The organism is Gammaproteobacteria bacterium (assembly GCA_016765075.1).
Lineage (GTDB): Bacteria > Pseudomonadota > Gammaproteobacteria.
Window position 1 is genome coordinate 1 of the sequence record JAESQP010000050.1, and the last position, 3,363, is coordinate 3,363.

General features: G+C 46.9%; 4 protein-coding genes. All 4 read right to left on the minus strand.

All coding sequences use genetic code 11. The annotated features are described in order from the left end of the window. Positions 1-200: (2Fe-2S)-binding protein (locus JKY90_02945; GenBank protein ID MBL4851224.1), on the minus strand; the 200-nt coding region annotated here is incomplete at its 3' end. A 15-nt stretch (positions 201-215) separates the two neighbouring features. Then, entirely contained in the window at positions 216-1,496 is a 1,281-nt protein-coding gene (nuoF, locus tag JKY90_02950; GenBank protein MBL4851225.1) for an NADH-quinone oxidoreductase subunit NuoF, read from the minus strand. Continuing rightward, positions 1,496-1,987 carry an NADH-quinone oxidoreductase subunit NuoE gene (nuoE, locus tag JKY90_02955; protein MBL4851226.1) on the minus strand — a complete coding sequence of 164 codons (492 nt, stop codon included), beginning with the start codon at positions 1,985-1,987 and terminating at the stop codon, positions 1,496-1,498. The genes nuoF and nuoE overlap by 1 nt, the downstream gene beginning before the upstream one ends. Beyond that, positions 1,987-3,240, minus strand: coding sequence for an NADH-quinone oxidoreductase subunit D (locus JKY90_02960; protein ID MBL4851227.1), 1,254 nt, complete (start codon positions 3,238-3,240; stop codon positions 1,987-1,989). Before JKY90_02960 ends, nuoE begins: the two co-directional genes overlap by 1 nt. Positions 3,241-3,363 lie beyond the last annotated feature (123 nt).

A 3,363-nucleotide genomic window follows, 5' to 3' on the forward strand; every position in this document is an offset into this window, starting at 1 on the left:
ATCACAGGTGTTGCGCAAGCAGGTAATGGCTTGGGTGCTTTTTCAACTTCGACCAAACACATGCGGCAATTAGCCGCTATAGACAGTTTATCGTGATAACAAAAACGCGGAATATGAATTCCAGCTTTATCGGCCACTTCAATCAGCAATGTACCGCTTTCTGCTTCGAGCTTTTGACCGTCTATTTCTATCGTTACCATGATATTGCTCAATAACTAATGTACACGTGGGCCTACCATGCAGCGCTTATGCTCAACATGGTAGGTAAACTCATTGCGATAATGTTTAACGAAACTAGCAACCGGCATGGCGGCAGCATCACCCAAAGCGCAAATCGTACGGCCTTCAATCTTGGCTGCAATATCTTCGAGCTTATCAATGTCTTCTAGTTTACCTGTGCCATGTTCAATACGATGCACCATACGCGACAACCAACCGGTACCTTCACGACACGGCGTACACTGACCACAAGACTCTTCAAAATAAAAATGGGAAATACGTGCCAATATTTTCACCATGCACGTTGAATCATCCATGATGATAACGGACCCCGCACCCAACATTGAACCGGCTTTGGCGATCGCATCATAATCCATGTCGACATCCATCATGATTTCACCCGGCAAAACCGGCACGGAGGAGCCACCCGGAATAACGGCTTTTAGGGTTGCCCCGTTTTTCATGCCGCCAGCAAGTTTTAATAACTCGGCGAATGGCGTACCCAATGACACTTCATAATTACCCGGTTTATTAACATGGCCAGAGACTGAGAAAATTTTGGTGCCACCGTTATTAGGTTTGCCCAATTCAAGAAACCATTGCCCACCATTACGCAAAATAGTCGGCACTGATGCTAAAGTCTCGGTGTTGTTAATGGTGGTTGGTCGACCATAAAGACCATAACCAGCTGGGAAGGGAGGCTTGAAGCGTGGCTGCCCTTTCTTACCTTCTAAAGATTCGAGTAAGGCCGTTTCTTCTCCGCAGATATAAGCGCCTGCACCAGGATGTGCATGGAGATCAAAATCGGCGCAGGAACCCATAATATCTTTACCCAGCAAGCCCGCTGCATAGGCTTCTTCAAGTGCTTGTTCAAAACGCTCAATCGGCCCGTCAAACTCGCCACGAATATAGTTATAACCGACCGTCGCACCAATACAATAACCGGCAATAGCCATGCCTTCTATTAAAGAGTGTGGATCAAAACGTAGAATGTCACGATCTTTGAATGTGCCTGGCTCGCCTTCATCAGAATTACACACAATGTATTTCTGTCCCTCGGCCTGACGCGGCATAAAGCTCCACTTCAAACCAGTAGGAAAGCCTGCGCCACCGCGCCCACGCAAACAAGATATTTTCAGTTCGGCAATGATCTCATCGGGCCTTGTCTTTTCTTTTAGGATTTTTTTCCAAGCATCATAGCCCTGGTTCCCAACATAGGTGCCCAGCGTCCACGGCTTAGGCAAATGCAAATTACGGAAGCATACTTCGTTAGCCACTATTTCATCCCATCTAAAATTTCATCGATCTTCTCAGGCGTCAAGTTTTCGTGATAAGCACGATCTATCTGCATCATTGGCGCACCACCACACGCTGCCAAACATTCCACTTCACGCAGCGTAAACTTATTATCTGAGGTTGTCTCACCCAGTTTAATGCCTAGACGTTTTTGTAAATGCGATACAACCTCATCAGAACCACATAACATACATGAAATATTGGTACAGACATTAATTTTATGGTGGCCAGATGGTTCGTGAACAAACATGCTGTAGAAAGTACCCACTTCATATACTGCAATACGAGGCATTTCAAGATAATCGGCGACGGCATCCATTAACTCGGTGGTTAACCAACCACCATTGCTACGCTGCACTGCGTGTAGGGCAGGAATGACTGCAGAACACTTTTGATCTACTGGATAGCGCGTAATCCAGTTGTCTATTTCAGCTTTAACACTGACTGGAAATAGTGTGGCTTGATCAGACATTAACGATCCACCTCACCAAACACAATGTCTTGCGTACCAAGAATCGACACCACGTCGGCCAACATATGTCCTCTGACCATTTCATCCAGTGACGCGATATGCGCAAAGCCTGGTGCTCTTACTTTTAAGCGATAGGGTTTATTGGCGCCATCGGAAACGATGTAGCAACCAAATTCACCCTTGGGATGCTCAACCGCTGCGTAAGCTTCGCCGGCTGGCACGTGGTAACCCTCAGTGAAAAGCAAGAAATGGTGAATCAATGATTCCATATCGCCTTTCATTGCTTCACGGTACGGTGGTGTTACCTTATGGTCTTTGACCATGACTGGGCCAGGATTGTTACGCAACCACTGGACACACTGGCGAATGATGTGATTTGATTGGCGCATTTCTTCAACGCGAACCAAATAGCGGTCATAACAATCTCCGTTAACACCAACGGGAATATCAAAATCGAGTTTGTCATAGACTTCATAGGGCTGTTTCTTGCGCAGATCCCACTCCACACCTGAACCACGCAACATGGGGCCGGTAAAACCAAGTTGCAAAGCACGCTCAGGAGAAACAACACCAATATTAACCGTGCGCTGTTTCCAGATACGGTTATCGGTTAACAGGGTTTCATATTCGTCGACATAGTTCGGGAAACGTTCGGTGAACTGCCAAAGAAAATCAAGCATAGAGCCTTGACGATCAGCATTTTTCTTTTTAACTTCACGCTCACTGTGCCATTTTGACGCTTCGTACTGAGGCATGCGTTCTGGCAGGTCACGATAAACACCACCCGGACGATAATAAGTTGCGTGCAAACGTGCGCCCGATACAGCCTCATAGATATCCATGAGATCTTCGCGTTCACGAAAGCAGTACAAGAAAACAGTCATGGCACCGATATCGAGCGCGTGAGCTCCTAACCATAAACAGTGGTTTAAGATTCGGGTAATTTCATCAAACATAACACGGATATACTGCGCACGTTCTGGCACTTCCACACCCAACAATTTTTCAATCGCCAAAACGTAACCATGTTCGTTGCACATCATGGACACGTAGTCGAGTCTGTCCATATAACCAATGCTTTGATTGTAAGGCTTGGTTTCTGCTAATTTTTCGGTACCACGATGCAGCAAACCAATGTGCGGGTCAGCACGTTCAATGGTTTCACCATCCATCTCCAGCACGAGCCGCAATACGCCATGTGCAGAAGGATGCTGCGGACCAAAATTCATGGTGAAGTTGCGAATCTCAGGCATTGTTTGCCCAGGGCGTGATAACCATCAATAAGTCCGTCCTGCTGGGTCTGTTTTTTTGCCCAGCAAGGCAGCACGAGCGCGGTGTAGTGGTGCTACACAAGCGAGCAACTACGTGCCCTAGGG